At 70.0% G+C, this 17,881-nt stretch carries 20 protein-coding genes; 7 read left to right on the top strand and 13 right to left on the bottom strand.

Translation table 11 applies throughout. The features are described from left to right. Positions 1 to 7: 7 nt before the first annotated feature. From AC07NX_RS20285 to AC07NX_RS20240, 10 genes are all read right to left on the bottom strand, one after another. A complete protein-coding gene (locus tag AC07NX_RS20285) occupies positions 8 to 1,003 on the bottom strand; it encodes a type II secretion system F family protein (RefSeq protein ID WP_494644272.1) in 996 nt (331 codons plus the stop codon). Between the two features lie 4 nt (positions 1,004 to 1,007). Beyond that, positions 1,008 to 2,354, bottom strand: coding sequence for a TadA family conjugal transfer-associated ATPase (locus AC07NX_RS20280; RefSeq protein WP_494644271.1), 1,347 nt, complete (start codon positions 2,352 to 2,354; stop codon positions 1,008 to 1,010). Positions 2,355 to 2,357: 3 nt separating this feature from the next. After that, positions 2,358 to 3,575, bottom strand: coding sequence for a CpaE/TadZ family protein (locus tag AC07NX_RS20275; RefSeq protein WP_494644270.1), 1,218 nt, complete (start codon positions 3,573 to 3,575; stop codon positions 2,358 to 2,360). Beyond that, on the bottom strand, positions 3,572 to 4,177 hold the full coding sequence (locus AC07NX_RS20270) for a TadE/TadG family type IV pilus assembly protein (protein WP_494644269.1): 606 nt from the start codon (positions 4,175 to 4,177) through the stop codon (positions 3,572 to 3,574). The genes AC07NX_RS20275 and AC07NX_RS20270 overlap by 4 nt, the downstream gene beginning before the upstream one ends. After that, positions 4,177 to 4,680, bottom strand: a complete 504-nt coding sequence (locus AC07NX_RS20265; protein WP_494644268.1) for a TadE/TadG family type IV pilus assembly protein — start codon at positions 4,678 to 4,680, stop codon at positions 4,177 to 4,179. The genes AC07NX_RS20270 and AC07NX_RS20265 overlap by 1 nt, the downstream gene beginning before the upstream one ends. Continuing rightward, the gene (locus AC07NX_RS20260; protein ID WP_494644267.1) at positions 4,673 to 6,103 is read right to left on the bottom strand and encodes a pilus assembly protein TadG-related protein; all 1,431 of its coding nucleotides are present in this window, start codon (positions 6,101 to 6,103) and stop codon (positions 4,673 to 4,675) included. Before AC07NX_RS20260 ends, AC07NX_RS20265 begins: the two co-directional genes overlap by 8 nt. Before the next feature lie 64 nt (positions 6,104 to 6,167). Continuing rightward, positions 6,168 to 6,470 carry a hypothetical protein gene (locus tag AC07NX_RS20255; RefSeq protein WP_494644266.1) on the bottom strand — a complete coding sequence of 101 codons (303 nt, stop codon included), beginning with the start codon at positions 6,468 to 6,470 and terminating at the stop codon, positions 6,168 to 6,170. Then, positions 6,457 to 7,893 carry a type II and III secretion system protein family protein gene (locus AC07NX_RS20250; protein WP_494644264.1) on the bottom strand — a complete coding sequence of 479 codons (1,437 nt, stop codon included), beginning with the start codon at positions 7,891 to 7,893 and terminating at the stop codon, positions 6,457 to 6,459. Before AC07NX_RS20250 ends, AC07NX_RS20255 begins: the two co-directional genes overlap by 14 nt. 77 nt (positions 7,894 to 7,970) lie before the next feature. Next, positions 7,971 to 8,852 (bottom strand): Flp pilus assembly protein CpaB, encoded by an 882-nt coding sequence (cpaB, locus tag AC07NX_RS20245; protein WP_494644263.1) that lies wholly within the window; start codon positions 8,850 to 8,852, stop codon positions 7,971 to 7,973. 105 nt (positions 8,853 to 8,957) lie between these two features. Continuing rightward, positions 8,958 to 9,140, bottom strand: a complete 183-nt coding sequence (locus AC07NX_RS20240; protein WP_089927730.1) for a Flp family type IVb pilin — start codon at positions 9,138 to 9,140, stop codon at positions 8,958 to 8,960. 537 nt (positions 9,141 to 9,677) lie between these two features. Here AC07NX_RS20240 and AC07NX_RS20235 point away from each other — a divergent pair. From AC07NX_RS20235 to AC07NX_RS20205, 7 genes are all read left to right on the top strand, one after another. Beyond that, the gene (locus AC07NX_RS20235) at positions 9,678 to 10,325 is read left to right on the top strand and encodes a hypothetical protein (protein WP_494644262.1); all 648 of its coding nucleotides are present in this window, start codon (positions 9,678 to 9,680) and stop codon (positions 10,323 to 10,325) included. Positions 10,326 to 10,405: 80 nt separating this feature from the next. Next, positions 10,406 to 10,606, top strand: coding sequence for a hypothetical protein (locus AC07NX_RS20230; RefSeq protein WP_494644260.1), 201 nt, complete (start codon positions 10,406 to 10,408; stop codon positions 10,604 to 10,606). Positions 10,607 to 10,862: 256 nt separating this feature from the next. After that, complete coding sequence (locus tag AC07NX_RS20225; protein ID WP_494644259.1) at positions 10,863 to 11,576, top strand: response regulator; 714 nt, start codon at positions 10,863 to 10,865, stop codon at positions 11,574 to 11,576. Then, positions 11,573 to 12,895: an ATP-binding protein gene (locus tag AC07NX_RS20220; RefSeq protein ID WP_494644257.1), complete on the top strand. Its 1,323-nt coding sequence runs from the start codon at positions 11,573 to 11,575 to the stop codon at positions 12,893 to 12,895. Before AC07NX_RS20225 ends, AC07NX_RS20220 begins: the two co-directional genes overlap by 4 nt. 151 nt (positions 12,896 to 13,046) lie before the next feature. Beyond that, positions 13,047 to 13,742, top strand: coding sequence for a carbonic anhydrase (locus tag AC07NX_RS20215; protein WP_494644255.1), 696 nt, complete (start codon positions 13,047 to 13,049; stop codon positions 13,740 to 13,742). Then, positions 13,739 to 15,298 (top strand): SulP family inorganic anion transporter, encoded by a 1,560-nt coding sequence (locus tag AC07NX_RS20210; RefSeq protein WP_494644253.1) that lies wholly within the window; start codon positions 13,739 to 13,741, stop codon positions 15,296 to 15,298. The genes AC07NX_RS20215 and AC07NX_RS20210 overlap by 4 nt, the downstream gene beginning before the upstream one ends. 62 nt (positions 15,299 to 15,360) lie before the next feature. Then, positions 15,361 to 15,768: a Ros/MucR family transcriptional regulator gene (locus AC07NX_RS20205; RefSeq protein ID WP_494644252.1), complete on the top strand. Its 408-nt coding sequence runs from the start codon at positions 15,361 to 15,363 to the stop codon at positions 15,766 to 15,768. Positions 15,769 to 15,810: 42 nt separating this feature from the next. On the opposite strand, the gene AC07NX_RS20200 is transcribed toward AC07NX_RS20205, so the two are convergent. The 3 genes from AC07NX_RS20200 to AC07NX_RS20190 all read right to left on the bottom strand — a co-directional run bounded on the left by AC07NX_RS20200 (position 15,811) and on the right by AC07NX_RS20190 (position 17,852). Continuing rightward, positions 15,811 to 16,152 (bottom strand): SDR family NAD(P)-dependent oxidoreductase, encoded by a 342-nt coding sequence (locus AC07NX_RS20200; RefSeq protein ID WP_494644250.1) that lies wholly within the window; start codon positions 16,150 to 16,152, stop codon positions 15,811 to 15,813. A gap of 110 nt (positions 16,153 to 16,262) precedes the next feature. Beyond that, on the bottom strand, positions 16,263 to 16,472 hold the full coding sequence (locus AC07NX_RS20195; protein WP_494644248.1) for a hypothetical protein: 210 nt from the start codon (positions 16,470 to 16,472) through the stop codon (positions 16,263 to 16,265). A gap of 336 nt (positions 16,473 to 16,808) precedes the next feature. Further along, entirely contained in the window at positions 16,809 to 17,852 is a 1,044-nt protein-coding gene (locus AC07NX_RS20190; protein ID WP_494644247.1) for a LacI family DNA-binding transcriptional regulator, read from the bottom strand. Positions 17,853 to 17,881: the final 29 nt, after the last annotated feature.

Raw genomic sequence — 17,881 nt, 5'->3', positions numbered from 1 at the left:
GGCGTCCTCAATATCTGAAGGTGACGATCCGGCGGATCATCAGCTGGCCGACGCCGTAGAGCAGCGCGATGCCGGCGACGATCGGCCAGAAGGCGGGATCGGAAAACTTGCTGGTGTAGAATTCGGGGTGGAACAGGCTGACCGCCGAGACGCAGACCAGCGGCAGCAGGGACAGGATCAGGGCCGACATCCGTCCCTCGCTGGACAGGGAGCGGATGCGCTTGTTCAGCGAAGCCCGGCCGCGGATCACGGTGGCGAGGCCGGCCAGGATCTCGGCCAGGTTGCCGCCGGTCTCGGTCTGGATGGCGATGCTGACGGCGAAGAACGCGATGTCGGACGAACCCGTCCGGCGGGCCAGGCTGCGCAAGGCGTCCCGGAACTCGCCGCCATAGGTGGTCTCGTCCATCACCAGGCCGAACTCGCTGCCGATCGGATCGGGCATCTCCTGGGTCACCAGATTGACCGCCGAGATCACCGGATGGCCGGCCCGCAGCGCGCGGATCATGACGTCCAGCGCCAGGGGCAGCTGCTCCTCCAGCTTGGCCAGGCGCGAGGCGCGGCGACGCGCGATCCATAACGCCATGACCGCGAAGCACAGGCCCGTCGCGCCGAGACCGGCCATCAGGACCTGCGGAAAGGGCGAGGCGACCGGCGCGCCGCGCAGGAAGATCATCGCCAGCAGCCAGAGCGTGGCCGCCGCGCCGGCGGCCACGCCCAGCACCTGGACGGGTCCCATCGACAGTCCGGCCTGGCGGCAATAGAGCGCGGCCCGCGCGTGCAGGGCCGCGTAGGGCGTACGGCCGATCCAGCTGTCGCGCGGCTTGCGCACCAGGGTCTGGTAGACCTGTTCCTGCGACAGCCCGCCCGCCATCAGGGTCAGGCGGCGATTGACCCGCTGGGTCTTTTCGCGCGCGCCGAGGAAGAGGCCGATCAGGGTCTGGCCGGCCATGGCCACGGCCACGAAGGCCAGCACCAGCGTCATGGGAAAGAAGAAGCTGTCCATCACGTCACGCCGAGACCCGGCCCAGGGCGAACAGGTCGCAGGACAGGCTGATCCCCCGGGCGGCGAGCGCCTCCATGAAGCGGGGCCGCACGCCGGTGGCCTCGTACTGACCCAGCACCCGTCCGTCGCCGCCGCGCCCCACGCGACGGAAGCGGAAGATCTCCTGCATGCAGATGACGTCCTCCTCCATGCCCGAGATCTCGGCCACGGAGACGATGCGGCGCGTCCCGTCCTCCATGCGCTCGGCCTGGACCACGACGTGGATCGCCGAGGCGATCTGGCCGCGGATCGAGCGGGCGGGGATGTCCAGCCCGGCCATGCCGACCATCTGCTCGACACGCGACAGGGCGTCGCGCGGGGTGTTGGCGTGGACGGTGGTCATCGAGCCGTCGTGGCCGGTGTTCATCGCCTGCAGCATATCGAAGGCCTCGCCGGAGCGGACCTCGCCGACGATGATGCGGTCGGGGCGCATGCGCAGGGCGTTGCGGACCAGCTCGCGCTGCTGCACCTCGCCCTGCCCTTCGATATTGGCCGAGCGGGTTTCCAGGCGGCCGACGTGCGACTGCTGCAGCTGCAGCTCGGCGGAATCCTCGATGGTGATGATCCGCTCGTGGTCGTCCACATAGGCCGACAGGGCGTTGAGCAGGGTGGTCTTGCCCGAACCGGTGCCGCCGGAGATCAGCACGTTGCGACGCGCCTGGACCACCGCCTCGAGCACCAGCGCCATCTCCCGCGAGATGCTGCCCAGCTCGACCAGGCGGTCCATGGCCAGGGGCGTGCGGGCGAACTTGCGGATCGAGACCAGGGGTCCGTCCACCGCCAGCGGCGGGATGATGGCGTTGACCCGCGAGCCGTCGGCCAGGCGGGCGTCGACCATCGGCTGGCTCTCGTCGACCCGGCGGCCCACGGCGGCGACGATCTTGTTGATGATCCGCACCAGGTGGCGGGTGTCCTGGAAGCGGACATTGGTCCGCTGCAGGCGGCCGGCCCGCTCGACATAGACCACCTCGTGGGTATTGATCAGGATGTCGGTGATGGTGTCATCCTTGAGCAACGGCTCCAGCGGGCCCAGGCCCAGCAGCTCGTCGAGGATCTCCTCCACCAGCTGGTCGGTCTGGCTGGGGGTCAGCAGGCGCTTTTCCTCCACCAGCAGGTCGATCACCGCGCCGCGGATGTCCAGGCGCAGGGCGTCGCGCGGCGTGCGGTCCAGCAGGCTGAGATTGAGCAGGTCGATCAGCCGCTGGTGCAGCCGGACCTTCAGCCCCAGGGCGTCGTCGATCGGCGCGCCCTGCGGATAGGCGGCGGCCACGGCCGTGGCCTCGATATGTCGTGTTTCGTCACCCCAGAGCATGGCCTATCTCTCCATTCCGACGGCCGCCGCGACACGCGCCGGGGCCACCATGTCCGCCAGGCGGTTGATCGCCGCCTCGATCTTGCTGCCGCGCCGCACAGCGGCCAGGGACACGCCCTGGTCGATGGCCTGGTGCATCAGCCGGCGGTCCTCGGGGATGACCAGGTCGAAGGGCCGACCGATCGCCTGCTGGGCCGCCTTCAGCGACAGGCCGCCGGCGCCGTCGGGCTCGACCTGGTTGCAGATCAGCGTGACCGGCACGTCGTCCAGCCGCTGGGCGGACAGCATGTGCAGCTGCCGGCGGACCAGATGCACGTGCGGCACCGACAGCCGGGTGACCAGCAGGATGCGCTGCGACTGGCGCAGCAGGCGGTTGGTCCAGGCGGTCCAGACGGTCGGCGGATCGACCAGGGTGATCTCGAAGTCGCGGCGCAGGGCCGCCGTCAGCCCGTCGACCAGCGCCGGGTTCAGGCTCTCGACCGGCATCAGATCGCCGGGCGCGGCCAGCACGCTGACCCCGCTGCGATGCGCGGTCAGGGCCGAGGCGAAGGACATCTCCTCGATCGCCCCGCCCGCCGCCAGCACCTGGGCCACGGTGACCGGGTCGGGAATGTCGAGATAGAGGGCCGCCGCGCCCATCTGCAGGTCCAGGTCCGCCACGCAGACCCCGGCGGAAGCGGGATTGGCGGCCAGCCGCACGGCGGTCTGCACCGCCAGCGAGGTGGCGCCGACGCCCCCGCCGGCCTTGAGCAGGGTGATGATCTCGCCGCTGCGACGCTGGGCGCGACCGGTGTCGAGGCGGCAGAAGATCCGCTCCAGGGCGATGGCCAGGGCCGTGTCGGTGACCGGCGCCGGCAGCACGTCGGCCGCGCCCTGGTGGATCAGGCGGCGGGTCAGCTCCACGTCGGCGTCGCGCATCACCACCAGCACCTCGACCCGGCCGACACAGGCCGACAGCCGGGTGGCCAGGCGATCGATCGCGGCCGGATCGGCCGCGTCCAGGCCGACGATCAGCAGGTCGAAGGTCTGGGCGGCCCGCTCCGGCCAGGACGTGTCCAGCCCGCGGAACGTCACGGCCGGGAACATGGCCGACAGCATCGCCACGGGCGGATCGACGCCCAGCCCCGGCAGGCACAGCCCCACCCGCCACGCACATGGCCGCTGCGGCGGAGCCGGCTCCACCGCGGGGAGCTTGACCCGATTGAAGGGAAGCAGGCTCATGACAGGCTTTCTCCGCTGAGGGTCGAGGCCATGTTCGGCAGGGCGAAGGGTGTGACCCCCACGACCTGGAGGGCGGCGCTCTGGAAGGTCATGCCGGTGAGGCTGACCGTCACCAGGGGCTCCATGTCCGGGGCGAAGGGGTTCCCGACCTTGCCCAGGCCGACATGGCGATAGGTGATCACGACGTTGGCGGCGGTGATGTCGGGATCGTAGGACTGCATCTTGGCCAGCACCGCCGCGAAGGTCGTGGCGTCGAAGCCGCTGCCCGGGATCGTCGTGCCGGAGGTCTGGGTGCAGGACGAACTCGCCCCCGAGCAACTGAAAACCACGGGGGGGGTCGAAGGAACCGAACCGCCGCCAGCGATACCCTGGCTCAAACCGTCATAGCCGGCCATGGCGCTGGAGATCATCGGGCTGACGACCGCCAGGCGCACGCCTTCCCGGGTGGCGGCCTTGGCGGCGTTGATGGTCCAGGCCAGGCGCCCCATGTCGATGACGGCCAGCAGCATCGAGACGAACACCAGGCAGACCAGGCCGAACTCGACCGCCGCCGCGCCGCGTTCCTCGCGGGCCAGTCGACGAAGATGGCGGATCCGGATCATCACTCGGTCCACGCCTGCTGGGCGCTGACCGTGAAGCTGGTCAGCGACACCCCGGTGAGGGGACCAAAGGAGTCGATGTAGGGCGGCGAGGCGGTGACCTGGACGATCGGCACGCCGGTCATGTCCTCGTAGCGACCGCTGTAGGCCCCGCCGGTATTGCTGACGCAGGACACCGTGACCACGACGCTGGCGTTGCTGGTCCAGTTAGCGATCAGGGGCGATCCCGTGCCGTCGCCGACCCCGGTCCGGGCCACGTTCTGGACCTTGGTCGCATCGCCGGCGTTGGTGAGGCCCCCGCAGGTCATCGGCAGGCGGGCGGCGTAGCGGGCCGCGTCGCGCACCGCCGAGACGGCGATGTGGTAGTTCCAGAACAGCCGTCCCGCGCCGACGAAGGCGAAGCACAGCAGCGTCATGAACGGCAGGATCAGCGCGAACTCCACCGCCGCCGAGCCGCCGCAGCCGGCCAGCAGCCGGCGGAACAGGGGGATCGGGCGCCTAGTCATAGAGCCGCACCGAATAGAGCTTGGTCTCGGCCCCGACCGCCGAGACGTCGGTGGTGGCCCCGATGACCTCGCCATAGATCTTGTTGCTGACGGCCGGGGCGGTCAGGAACAGGTCGACAAAGGCGATGATGTGCACGGTCGAGCTGCCATGGACGTTGTCGGCGCGGCAGTTGGCGATCACCGCCGAGATCGTGCGGCGATCGGGCGCGACCTGGGCGCCGGTCTTGTTGCACTGGGGCGCGGCGTAGTCGTGCGAACCGCTGCTGGCCGTCTGGCCGTCGGAGAAGGCGCCGGCCGGCTTGGCGATCGAGCTGTTCAGCATCGCCAGCTCCCACTTGTAGACCTGGTAGCGGGTCGGGCTGGTCCCGCCGGCGGCGGGCGCGGGGCCGTAGGCCGCCCAGCCGGTCCCGCTCGATCCGGCGGGGACCTGGGGCGTGTAGGTCGTCGGATTGATGCCCGAATGGTTGGTGGCGAAATACTGGGCCGCGTTCCACACGCCGCTGCCCAGCACGCCGGTCTGGCCGCAATCGAGCGGGAAGCCCGTGCCGCTGGCGAGGGCCGCGGCGCTGGCGCAGGAATTGCTCGGCGCGGAGACCGAGGGCGAGCAGGCGCTGTTTCCGGCCCCCGTCTTGGCGCCGATCATGGTGTTCATGGCCGGCAGGAACAGCGGGTCGTTCTTGTTGCCCCCCGCCGACGACTGGTAGATGTCGAAGCGCACATTGAACCAGTCGTCGGCCGAGGCGATGTTGCCGGGCTGGGTCTGGGCCGTCGCGCCGAAGCACTCGGTCAGCGGCGGGCTGCGGCCCATGGCGTTCTTGACGTCGGCCGCGCCGGATCCCACCGACAGGAAGCCGAAATTGCCGGGACCCCAGGCCCCGTTGCCGCCGGGCGGCGGGGTCAGCAGGACGCTCTTGCCGATATAGGCGTCGCCGTCGAAGGTCAGGCTGGTGGCCTCGTTGGGATTGCACAGCAGCAGCGGCGGCACCTTGCAGATCGCCGTGCCGTAGCCCGCCACCGCCCGGGCCGTGGCGTTGAAGCCGCCGACGCCGCTCATCGCCCCGAACACCAGGCCCAGGGACCGGGGCGTCAGGCTGATGCGGATGAAGCTGGCGTTGGCGTCGCTGGTCGCGGCGACGTCGGGGTCGTGGGCGCTGAGGAAGGCGATGTCGCCGGCGCTGATCGCGACATTGCTCTCGAAGGCGTCGGCCAGCGCCCCGCGGTTGCTGACCAGGCTGCCCATGGCCGCGGTCTGGGCGCGGCCCATGGCCCCGCTGCTTCCGTCCAGTTGGCTGGCGCCGGCCAGGGCGGCCGCGTCGACCGCGCTTTCCAGTTCGGCCCGCAGCGCGTAGGCGCGGCTGACGTCGTAGGCCAGGCCCCCGATCGTCACCAGGCCGATCAGGGCGACCCCCGTGAGGGCCGCCACCGCGCCGGACTGGTCGTCAAGGAAACGTCGTGCAAGGGAGCGTCGAGCAAGGGAAAGGGACATGTCAGTTGGCGGAGCCTGGGCCCTTCGCCCCTCCCTTGGACTCGATGCTGGACGTGGCCGCCTGGGCGGGCTGGACGACCTGGTTCTTGCCGTAGCGGCTGGCGGCCAGGGCGGCGCGAACGCCGTCGTCCCCCGGTTGCCGGACCCGGTCGTAGCGGGCCTCCGGATCGGCGATCTGGGCGGCCAGATTGGCCCGCACGGTCGCTCCGAAGCCGGGCGAGAGGTCGCGTCGCGCATCGGCGCAACCGGCCAGGGCGACGACGGCGGCCAGGGCCGCCAGGGGGATCACTCTAGTGCAGGACATGGCCATAAGGTCCATCGACCCCTCCCTTGCCGGCGGCGCCGGTCAGCAGCACGCGGTCCTCGGGCGACAGAGCGCCCTGGCTCGCCTGGCCGCGGCCCAGCAGGAAAAGTTCAGTGTCGGACGGCGGGGTGAAGCCGTCCGCCGGGGTCGCCGTCCGTCCGCGGGTCGGCTTGACCAGGTGCGGGGTGACGACGATCACCAGTTCGGTCTGGTTGCGCTGGTAGCTCGTCGAGCGGAACAGCGCGCCCAGGATCGGCAGGTCGCCCAGCATCGGGAACTGACGCACCTGGTTCTGGTAGTCGTCGCGGATCAGGCCCGCGATCGTGAACGACTCCGCGTCGCGCAGCTCGACCGTGGTCTTGGCGCGGCGGACCTTGATGCCCGGGATGCGCAGGCCGTTGCTGACGAACGAGCTGTTGGGGTCGATGCTGGAGACCTCGGGATTGACCACCAGGTTGATCATGCCGTCCTGCAGCACAGTCGGGGTGAAGGCCAGTCCGATGCCGAACTGCTTGAACTCGACGGTGATCGTCGTCAGCCCGCCGCTCTGGTTCTGGGCCACGGGAACCGGGAACTCGCCGCCGGCCAGGAAGCTGGCCGTGTCGCCCGACATCGCCGTCAGGTTCGGCTCGGCCAGGGTCTTGACCAGGCCCTTGGTCTCCAGGGCGTCGAACAGGACGTTCAGGTCCACGTCGCCGGCGCGTAGGGGGAACTTCAGCAGGCCGAAGCTGTCGAGCACGCTGCTGATCACGCCGGTGTCGCCCGTGCCGATCTGGAAGTTGTGGTAGCCGGGCGCGGTCGGGTCGGCGGTGGCGACGTTCAGGCGCAGGGCCTTGGCCGTGGACCGCTCCATCTCGACGATGCGCACCGACAGGGTGACCTGCTGGGAGCCCTGCACCGACATCATGTTGACCACCTGGCCGGGCGCGAAGCTTTCGGCCAGGGCGGCGGCGCGGCCGGCGGCGGCCCCGCTGCTGATGGGCCCCGACAGCACGACCGACTGGTTGCTGGCCCCGACCACCAGGCCGTCCTCGCCGGGCATGGTGTCGTGCAGCCTCTGGCGCAGGCTGTCGACGTCGGCCGAGATCACCACGTTGGCGGCGGCCACCAGCTGGCGGCCCGGGCCGTAGGCGGTGAGCGTGGCCGAGCCCAGCTTCTTGCCCACTATATAGACCGAGGTGCGGGTCAGCGGCAGGACGTCGGCGGTCTCCGGGTTGGAGATCATCAGGTCGACATAGGGGGTGGGCAGCTCCAGCACCTGGGCCTTGCCGACCGGCACCGTGACCTCGACCTTGCGCAGGGCCGACGCCGACAGGGCGGCGGGTTGGGCCTGGGCCGAAGGCGGGATCGCCAGGGTGGAGGTGACGGCGAGCAGGGCGACGGCGGCGGCGACCCCGCGCAGCAGCACGATCTTGCGGTTCATCGACGAAGGTCCGATGGGGCGCGGCAGGGGCCGGCGCGGACAAAAGGGAAAGGGCGGGAGCGTGAGCGGAACCAGGGTCATGACCCCACCTCGTAGCCGGTGGTGACGACCCCCCGCGTGACCCGGACCTCGGTGGTGCGAGGCGCAGTGGGCACGGCGGCGCGAACGACGGGAGCCCTGACCCGGATGCTGGCCCGGACAGGAGCGGCCGCGGCGGCTCGTGGCGCGCCGCCTCGCGACAGGTCGGCCAGGGTGGTGAACTGGCGCGCCAACGGCGCTTGGTCCGAGATCTGCCGCAGGACCAGCGAGACCGCGCCGACCGCCTGGGCCAGGGTGATGGCCTGGGCCTGGTCGGGGGTGACCTCCACCGTGATGGCCTTGACCACCACCGGCTTGTCGGCCGACTGGTTGTCGGACTGGTCGACGCCGACGACGCGGACGTTCTCGGCCAGCACCTGGGTCAGGCTGGTTTCGGGCTGGTTGTTGTCCTGGCTGCGGGTCAGCAGCACGTCGACCCGATCGCCCGGCAGCACGAAGCCGCCGACGCCGGCCACGTCGTTGGCGCGCAGCGACACCGCCCGCATGCCTTCGGTCAGGGAACCGGACAGATTGGCTCGCCCGCCCGGACCCGAGATCCGGTCGGCCAGGATCGGTTCGTTGGCGGCGATGTCCTTGAGCACGATGCGCGCGCCGCCCTGGGCGGCCGCGGCGGCGGCCACGGTGGCGAAGGCGCCCGGCGGCACGGAATCGGCCGGATAACGGACCACCTTCAGGACGGCCGGCTGCAGCTTGAAGCCGCGCGTCAGCGGCTGGGCGGCGACCACGACGGGCGCCGAGGCGCTTTCGCGCACGGTTGGTCCGGCCTCTCGCGCGGCGACCATATAGACCCGCGCGGCCAACACCGCGCCCAGGCCGAGCGCCACGGCGCCCGCCAGGGAGATAACGGTTTTCGTTTGCATTGGGGGCAACCCCTCCCCAGGACGGCGACAGGCTTTCGCAAGCCCGTCGTCCGGAACCGGCGGCGCGGCGCTAAGGCCGCGCCGCCGAAGATCGGCGACTGGCTGTCAGCAGGTGGCGGCCGACGGATTGGCCACGCAATTGGCCGCGTCGGTGATCGCCACACCGATGTTGGTGCCCAGCAGGACGGCGGCCACCGCGATGGCGCTGCCGATGATCGCCAGGATCAAGGCGTACTCGGCCGCGGCCGCGCCTTCTTCTTCCCGGATAAAGTCATGCAGAATATTCATTTGACCCATCTCTCCTCTAGACCTACCCCGCGCCGCTTTTGTCGACCGAGATTAAAAGAAAGGGAAAACCCCTCTCGCAGTCATTAAAGGTCTTAAAGGATCGTTAAGTAAATACATCGAGGTTAGTAACAAGAATTACGTATCAATATGCAGGGCGCCTAGATAGTTTATATAATGGATTTTGAAATCAATATTACTAAATCCCCTAAACGACGAACTTATCAACTCCGGCGCACCCGAAAACTACTTTTGATAGACAATAGAAATAGGCACGTCAGGATTGAGTTTCAGATCGCCCGCGACGACACGCGGCGATCGAGCGCCATTCGGCGGCCAGGGATGCGCGCCTGGGTTCGCCATTTCGCGTCCGGGCCCGCTGCGGACCCGAGCTGAAGCCTCCTGCCGGACGACGTCGCGCCGGGCCGGGCTGTCATCCTTTGTCACAAACGCGATGCAGAGCCGAAAGGCGGCCTCGCCACTCTCGGACCCTGGCAAGGCGGCTCCCCGATGGAGCGGCCCCTGTTCGGGAGAACAAGGATGAGCAAGACCCGTACGGCTCTGTTGACCCTGACCGCCGTCGCCGGCCTGGCCGTCGGCGGCGCGGCGAGCGCCGAGACGACGCCCCTGCCGGCCCGGCAGACCGCCCTCGGGGCCGACCACTTCCACGCCCGCGCCCAGGTCATCGACGACCCGCTGGACGTCGAGACCGTGATCAGTTCCGAGCGCGGCTTCCAGACCGGCAAGGGCCTGTTCCGCGCGCCGGCCAACGACAACCACCTGCGCGCCGTCATCGACAAGCGCTCGGGGGCCACGCGCTTCGAGGTCCGCCAGGTCCTCACCTACATGGGTCCGGTCCGGGGCTATGGCGAAGTGGCCTACGAGACCGGCCAATGGCCCGTCCGCGCGCCGGTGACCAGGATCAAGGACAACGCCGGCTACTGCTTCGTGTTCGAGGCGCCCGAGCTGTGCCGCGAGGAGGTCGCCTTCGAGATCACCGAAAGCGAACTGCGCCGCGCCGCCGCCGCGCCGGGCGCCTGGAGCTTCAAGTTCAAGTCCGACGGCGGCGACGAGCACCGCACCGCCATCACCCATGCCGAGATCGAGGGCTTGCTGAAAGCCGTCGACGCCTACCGCCGCGCCCTGCCCGCCATCCAGGCGAAGGCCGAGACCGCGGCGGGCGGCTGAACCGCCCCCTCCCCCTGTTTTCCGGAGTTTGTTCCCGTATGAAAGTTCTCGCGTCCCTCGGCCTCGCGGCCGCTTGCCTGATGGCGTCTCCGGCCCTCGCCGGTCCGGCCGGCACCGGCCTGACCTTCACCGAGGAGGTGGCCAAGAAGGCCCTCCAGAAGCGCGCCGCCGGCGTCCAGGCCCCATCCAACCACCTCGCCCCGAAGGCCGGCGAGCCGTCGAAACCAGAGGCCGCCGCCAAGCAGGACGGCGCGACCGCGGACGCCCGTCGCGCCAGCTAGACCCGTCTCTCGAACAGCCGTCGAACGCCTGAAAGGGCTCAGGCTCCCCCTCGCGCGCTCCCCTGCCCACAAAGCGCGCGAGGGCCGCCGCCTCGCCGGGCGCCTCCGCCGACACGTTGGGCTCTCGGCTCGATGTGGGACGGAAATCGTCGGTTCCGGCCTTGTCCGCGCGGTCGCCGCGCCTAAGTACCCCGAGCATATGGATTATTCAGGCCACGGAACGATCGCCTTGCCGCGCGAGATGGCGACAGCGCCGTTGGCGCCGACCATTCTGATCGTCGAGGACGACCCCGCCCTGCGCACGCTTCTGATGCGGCTGCTCCGCGAGGAGGGTTTCCAGCCGCTCAGCGCCGGCCACGGGGCCGAGATGGCGCGGGTTCTCGAGACCAACACCGTCGACCTCATCCTGCTGGACGTCATGCTGCCCGGCAGCAACGGCTTCGACCTGTGCCGGGCCATCCGGCGCGAGAGCGAAGTGCCGATCGTCATGCTCAGCGCCCGCGACGACGAGACCGATCGCCTGATCGGCCTGGAACTCGGCGCCGACGACTATATCGGCAAGCCCTTCAGCAAGAAGGAGCTGATCGCCCGCATCCGCGCCATCCTGCGCCGGGCCCAGGGCGTGTCGCAGTCCAGCCAGCCGCGCGGCCACCAGCAGATGACCTTCGCCGGCTGGAGCCTGGATCCCGGGCGCCGCGAGCTGCTGTCGCCCGACGGGGCCTTCGTCGACCTGTCGGGGGCCGAGTTCGACCTGCTGCTGGCCTTCGTCAGTTCGCCCCAGCGGGTGATCGGCCGCGAGCGCCTGCTGGAAATGTCGCGCGCCCGCTTCTCGGACGCCTCGGACCGCAGCATCGACGTGCTGGTCAGCCGGCTTCGCCGGAAACTGGCCGTCACCGGCCAGGCCGAGGCCTTGCTGCGGACGGTGCGCGGCGTCGGCTACCTGTTCACGGCGGCGGTGGAGCGCCGATGAAGCCGTTGCGGCTGTGGCCGCAGCGCCTGGGCGGCCAGGTCACCCTGGTCCTGATGCTGGCCGTCGCCCTGGAGTTCATCGGCAGCTCGATCCTGTTCGAGAACAGCCGCATCTATCCCAATCGCGACAACCAGGTCCGGCGCGCCGCCGAGCAGCTGGTCACCGCCGAGAACATCCTGGAAAACACGCCGGTCGCGGAACGCTCCAAGCGCGCGGCGGCCCTGTCCAACCGCGTCAGCCGGCTCGTCTGGTCGTCCCAGTCCAGCCTGGTCGATCGTGAGCGCTCGGCCGAGCACAAGCTCAAGGACCAGTTCCGCGACGCCGAGCCCAGCCTGCGCGGCCGGGACCTGCACCTGAACGCGGAGCTTGACCACGCCCTGCCCCGCGACACCCACCTGAAGGTGGCGCTCAGGCTGCGCGACGGCACCTGGCTGACCCTGAAGACCAAGATCCGCGCCGCGCCCTGGGCGGTGCTGCTGAGCAGCGTCGGCTCGGCCTTCATCCTGGGCCTGGGCGTCATCGCCGCCGCCGCCCTGGTGCTGCGCAACCTCAGCCGTCCGTTGCGGGCCCTGGCCGAGGCCGCCGACAAGGTGGGCCAGGACGCCCATGTGCGGATCGGCGAAAGCGGGGCCGGCGACCTGAAGCTGGTGGCCAAGGCCTTCAACGCCATGCAGGATCGCATCGCCGGCCTGCTGCGGGCCCGCACCGAGGCCCTGGCCGCCGTCGGCCACGACCTGCGCACGCCGCTGGCCCGCCTGCGCCTGCGGGCCGGCTTCGTGACCGATCCCGAGGCGCGCGAGGCGCTGGAGGCCGATGTCGACGAGATGACGGCCATGCTCGACTCGCTGCTGGCCTATCTGGGCGGCCAGGAGGACCCCGAGCCGCCGCGCCGCACCGACCTGGCCGCCATCGCCATGACGGTGGTCGACGACGCCGTCGATCTTGGACGCCCCGCCGCCTATGCCGGCCTCGACCATGTGCCGGTCCAGGCCCGGCCGGTGTCGCTGAAGCGCGCGGTCAGCAACATCGTCGAGAACGCCCTGCACTACGGCGGCGAGGCCAGCCTGACCCTGTCCCGCGAGGGCGCCACGGCGGTGCTGGCGGTCGAGGACGCCGGCCCAGGCATCCCCGAGGCCGACCTCGCCGAGGTGCTACAGCCCTTCCATCGCCTGGACATCGCGCGGGCCCGCAACACCGCGGGCCTGGGCCTGGGCCTGACCATCGTCCAGCAGATCCTGCAGCGCGAAGGCGGGACGCTGGTCCTGAGGAACCGGCCCGAAGGCGGTCTCCGCGTCGAGCTGCGCCTGCCCGCGCTGTAGCGCGAGACATCCTTTGTCACAAAGCCGCTGCATCGCAGCAAAACCCGAAAACCACCTTCGTTCGGCGTCAGGCGATCCTCGCCATGACGCCCGCCGCGGCGCTTGCATCCCCCTTTTACTCGCGTCGCGGCGGTCAATCGACGGAGGTCCCTTGGAACCGTTTCTCGAACGCGCCGCCCTGTTCCGCGGCCAGGTCTTTCCCGCCCAGAGCGCCCTTTACGAACGCCTGGCCAGCCACGGCCAGAGCCCCAAGGCCCTGATGATCTCGTGCGCCGACTCGCGCGTCGTGCCCGAACTGATCACCCAGGCCAGCCCCGGCGACCTGTTCGTCTGCCGCAACGCCGGCAACATCGTGCCGCCGTTCTCCCAGGCCAATGGCGGCGTGTCGTCAGCGGTGGAGTACGCCGTCGTCGCCCTGGGCGTACGTGACATCGTCGTCTGCGGCCATTCGGACTGCGGGGCCATGAAGGCCTTCTCGCACCCCGAGGCGCTGGAGAAGATGCCCAATGTCGCCGCCTGGCTGCGCCACGCCCATGCGGCCCACAGCGTGGTCTGCTCGTGCTATCAGAACCTCGACGAGCACGGCCGGACGCGGGCCCTCTCGCTCGAGAACGTCGTCGTCCAGATCAACCACCTGCGCACCCACCCCTCGGTGGCCTCGGCCATCGCCAAGGGCGAGCTGACCCTGCACGGCTGGTTCTTCGAGATCGAGACCGGCCAGATCCAGGCCTATAACGGCGACACCGGCCAGTTCGAGCAGGTCTATGAAGGCGCCCCGCTGCCGGTCGCCCAGCGCCCGTCCCGCCGCATGGTCGCCGCCGACCACCTGGGCATCGCCGCCGAATGACCCAGGCCGCCATCACCTCCCCCAAGGAATCGCCGGGCGGCAAGCTCGGACTCCCGGCGATCCTGTCACGTGACTTCACCGCCTCGATCGTCGTCTTCCTGGTGGCCATGCCGCTGTGCATGGGCATCGCCGTCGCCTCCGGGGTCCCGGCCGAGCGCGGCCTGGTCACCGGGATCATCGGCGGGATCATCGTCGGCGCCCTGGCCGGCTCGCCCCTCCAGGTCAGCGGTCCCGCCGCCGGCCTGGCCGTCATCGTCTTCGAGATCGTCTCCAAGCACGGCCTTTCGATGCTGGGTCCGCTCCTGCTGGTGGCCGGCCTGATCCAGCTGGTCGCCGGCGCCTTGAAGCTGGGCCAATGGTTCCGGGCCATCTCCCCGGCCGTCGTCCACGGGATGCTGGCCGGCATCGGGGTGCTGATCGTCGCGGGCCAGTTCCACGTGCTGTTCGCCGACAAGCCCAAGGCCCACGGGCTGGAGAACCTGGCCGCCATCCCCGCCGCCCTGGGCGGCGTCTCCTTCTCCAGCCTCGGCGCGGTCGAGGCGGCCCTGGTGGTCGGTCTCGTCACCATCGGCTCGATCGTGGCGTGGGAGAAGTTCCGCCCCGCCAAGTTGAAGCTGGTTCCCGGCGCCTTGCTCGGCGTCCTGGCCGGGACGCTGGTCGCCGTGGGCTTCGGGCTCGACGTGCAGAAGATCGCCGTGCCGGAATCGATCGCCGCGGCCATCGCCCTGCCCGGCGCGGGCGACTTCGCCCGGATGGCCGACCCGATGCTGCTGCTGACCGCCCTCGCCGTGGCGTTCATCGCCTCGGCCGAGACCCTGCTGTCGGCGGCCGCCGTCGACCGTATGCACGACGGTCCGCGCACCAAGTACGACAAGGAGCTGTTCGCCCAGGGGGTCGGCAACATGCTCTGCGGCGCGGTCGGCGCCTTGCCGATGACCGGCGTGATCGTGCGCAGCTCGGCCAACGTCCAGGCCGGGGCCGTCTCGCGGCTGTCGACCATGCTGCACGGGGCCTGGATCCTGGCCTTCGTCGCCCTGCTGCCCTGGCTGCTGCGCCAGGTGCCCAGCGCCGCCCTGGCCGGGGTGCTGGTCGTCACCGGCTGGAAGCTGGTCAGCCTGGACCACGTCCGCCACCTGTTCGCCCGCTACGGCCTGTTGCCGGCGATGATCTGGGCGGCGACCTTCGTGATGGTGGTGGCCACCGACCTCCTGACCGGCGTGCTGGTCGGCATGGCCCTGACGCTGCTGGAACTGGTCCCCAACCTGCGGAAGATGCGCCTCCGTGTCGCCCAGCATGCGCTGAGCGAGACCGAGAGCGAAATCCGCCTGGAAGGCGCGGCGACCTTCGTCCAGCTGCCCAAGATCGCCAAGGTCCTGGACGCCGCGCCGAATGGCGGCCTTGTCCGTCTCGACACCCGGGCCCTCACCTGCCTGGACCACACCTGCGCCGAAGCCCTTGGCGATTGGCTGAAGGGCAAGGCCAGGGCCGGGGTGAAGGTCGAACTGCCCAGCCCCTGCGCGTTCGGCGACCGGCTCCGCGCCGCCGTCGCGCACTGATCCACGCCGCGCTCGGCCCAGGGACGCTTTCCGTCCCTGGGCCGCCTTTTCAAGAGATCCCGATGACCAAGGCCCAGGAACGCGCCGCCGAGATCGCCGCCCAGGTCCTCTGCGCCTATCTCAGCCGCAACGCCGTCCCGCCCGACGACCTGCCAAGCCTCGCGGCCCGCACCTACACGGCCCTCGAGGCGGTGCTGGCCTCCGCGCGCGGCGGAGCGCCGGTCATGCCGCCGACCCCGGAGGAGATCGCCGCCAGCGTCACCCGCGACGCCATTGTCAGCTTCGAGAACGGTCGACGCTATCGCTCGCTGCGCCGCCATCTGAAGCAGCAAGGCCTGACCGACGACCAGTATCGCGCCAAATGGGGGCTGCCGGACGACTATCCGCTGGTGGCGCGGAGCTTCTCGGATCTTCGCTCGAACGCCGCCCGCAGCCGGCGGCTTGGCGGCATGGCGGTCGCCACCGAATAGCGGGCGGGAAACCCGCCGCGCGTCCCGGCCGATGATCCGGCCCTACAGCAACTGCCCGCCCGAAATGTCGAAGGTCGTGCCGTTCGCCCACCCCATCTCGTCGGACAGGATCGCGGCGACCGCGCCGCCGATGTCGTCCGGCAGGCTGACGCGGCCCGGTGCGATGCCTTGCGCCAACCAGGCGTTCACGGTCTCGTTGTCGCGCACCGCGCCACCGCCGAAGTCGGTCGCGATGGCCCCGGGCGCGATCGCGTTCACGCGGATACGGCGCGCGCCAAGCTCGACCGCCATGAACCGGGTCAGCGCCTCGACCGCGGCCTTCGTCGCCGCATAGAGGCTGTAGCCGGGCAGCGTGAAGCGGTCGGCTACGAGAGCGCCTCGCAATTCAGTCGCGAATATCTGCGGCAGTTCGGCGCGCCGCCAGCGCGGGATGTCCGTCAGATCAGGCGGGCGATCGGCGGTCCGGCCATGGGCTGAGGCGGCGGCGGGCGCTCCTAGGCGCTGCGAACCACGCGTCCGCGCGTTCTTTCGAGCTTGGCCAGCAACCGATTGTAGGTCGATTGCCGTATCGGCCTTCCATCACGCAGGGATCGCCAGGTCGTTTCGCTCACGCCCAGCACCTCCTGCAGCCAGACCTTGGTCACGGCCGGCAGCGCACTGCGAAGGACCAGGACCTTCTCCTGATCGACGAGCACCATGTTCATGCAAACAGCTCCAAGAAATGCGCCGGTAGGCGTGGCCGCGGCGATCGGCGCCGCCCGCGAGAACTCCGAGCTTCAGGGACGCGCGCGCCAAGCCCGAACGACCCGAGCGACCACCGACGCCACGAAGAGGCCTGACCAGTTGGCGCAGAATGTCGCGCGCGCGGCATGAGTCCCCTGGTTTCCCTTGGCCTCCACGATGAAGGCCTCGCTACTCGCCGCTTCCGTGACGACGACGGAGAGCTTTGTAACTCCGTACGAAAACGTTTTCTATAACAATCGAAATTGGTCAGGCCTCTTTTTTGCGAACCGATGCCTGGAGCTTGCGAAACGCGGGATTCAGCGAGGGGGCGGGGCGGCCGACTGACGGGAAACCAGGCGATAGTCGAGCTTGCGTTCGTGGATCCGCGCGCGGAACCTCTTGTCGCCAAAGCCGGCGATCAGCATGTCCACCGCCGCCTCGGCCATCTCCGCGATGGGCTGGTGAACCGTCGTCAGCGGCGGCCAGGAGGTTTGCGCCGCCAGTGAATTGTCGAAACCGACGACCGAGATACGCTCCGGCACGCCGACCCCGTGCTTGGCCAATGCGGCGAGCGCGCCGATCGCCATCTCGTCGTTGCCGGCGAAGATGGCCGTCGGCGGCGCGTCCAGGGCCAGAAGCGTTTCGACCGCGCGGAAGCCCGACATGCCGAAGAAGTCGCCGCGGACGATCCAGTCGTCGGGAACCACGACGCCGCATTCCCGCATGGCGGCGAGGTAGCCCTCGCGTCGGCGCACGGCGGCGCGGTGGCCCGCGGGGCCGCCGATGAAGGCGATGCGGCGATGACCCATGTCCCAGAGCCGCAGGGTCTGCTCCCGGGCGGCCTCCTGGTCGTCGATCCAGACATAGGGCGAACGTTCCAGATCGCTGTTGGGCGCCAGGCGGATGTAGGGGACGCCCGCATCCTCGACGGCGGCCAGGAGACGAGGATCGTCACAGAGCGGCGGGGTCAGGACCAGGCCGTCGAAAGCGGCGTCCCGCAGGATTTCCCCCAGGGCTTCGGGCGTGATGACGCCTTGCGGGGTCTCGATCTGCTCGACGACGAGATGGTAACCGGCGCGGCGACAGGCGTTCATGGCGCCGAGCTGGACCTCTCCGACATAGTGGTAGCCGCCCAGGCGCAGAAACATGACGCCGATCAGGTAGCTGCGCCGCCCCGACAGCGCGCGCGCGGAGACGTTGGGCCGGTAGCCCAGGCGATCCACGATTTCGAGGACCCGGGCGCGGACCTCGGGCCCCGCCCCCTCCCCCCGATTGAGGACACGGGAGACCGTCGCGATCGACACGCCCGCTTCGCGCGCGATGTCGATGATCGTGACGCCCTTGTCCTTGCTTTTCCCCATCGCCCGACGTCTAGCAGGAATTGCCGCCA

The organism is Caulobacter sp. GW821-FHT09A05 (genome assembly GCF_059418465.1).
Note: the sequence above shows the minus strand (reverse complement) of the source record. Positions and strands in the feature narration are given on the sequence as shown.